Source organism: Vibrio sp. T20, from assembly GCF_007858795.1.
Classification (GTDB): domain Bacteria; phylum Pseudomonadota; class Gammaproteobacteria; order Enterobacterales; family Vibrionaceae; genus Vibrio; species Vibrio satsumensis.
In genome coordinates this window covers 1-349 of sequence record NZ_VFEB01000192.1, presented here as the reverse complement: position 1 = coordinate 349, position 349 = coordinate 1, and the positions used below count along the sequence as shown (strand labels likewise).

Below are 349 nucleotides of genomic sequence, written 5' to 3'. Positions count from 1 at the left end.
ATTAGATGCGCCGCATAAAGATTTACGTCGTGCTCGTGCATGTGGTATGAGTCTTATTCCGACAACAACGGGCAGTGCTAAAGCGATTGTTGAGATCTTCCCTGAGCTTGAAAACCGCATCAACGGCCACGCGGTTCGTGTACCACTAGCGAATGCTTCTCTGACAGATATCATCTTTGAAGTGAAGCAAGACACTACGGCGGAAGAAGTCAACGCGATGCTGAAAGAAGCGTCTGAGAACGAACTGAAAGGCATTCTTGGCTTTGAAGAGCGCCCACTGGTTTCTATCGATTACAAAGGCGACCAACGTTCAACTATCGTAGATGCACTATCAACCATGTTAGTGGGT

Annotated in this window: 1 pseudogene; it reads left to right on the top strand. The window is 47.6% G+C overall.

The features are described 5' to 3' along the window. Positions 1-349: pseudogene (locus tag FTW16_RS20655) on the top strand (glyceraldehyde-3-phosphate dehydrogenase); the annotation flags it as partial.